The following is a 255-nucleotide window of genomic DNA, read 5'->3' as shown; positions in this document are numbered from 1 at the left end:
AGGCGTTGAGCTAACCAATACTAATTGCCCGTGAGGCTTGACCATATAACACCCAAGCAATTTGAGTCGAACAGACCAGATTGCGGTGTGTGAAGACGAAACGAACCGAAAGTTCGATGTTCACAAAGCACCTGACTGTCACATACCCAATTTGCTGAAGCGAGGCCATCTGGTCACGACTCAGTACCCGAATTTCTTGACGACCATAGAGCGTTGGAACCACCTGATCCCATCCCGAACTCAGCAGTGAAACGA

General features: G+C 49.0%; 1 rRNA gene. It reads left to right on the top strand.

Annotation, left to right across the window (positions count from 1 at the left end):
- Positions 1 to 195: 195 nt before the first annotated feature.
- Positions 196 to 255: ribosomal RNA gene (gene rrf / locus V6F91_RS27655) — 5S ribosomal RNA — on the top strand; the annotation flags it as partial.

The sequence above is a fragment of the Pseudomonas koreensis genome, assembly GCF_036668835.1.
GTDB lineage: Bacteria > Pseudomonadota > Gammaproteobacteria > Pseudomonadales > Pseudomonadaceae > Aquipseudomonas > Aquipseudomonas koreensis_I.
This window is presented reverse-complemented; position numbering and strand designations above follow the sequence as displayed.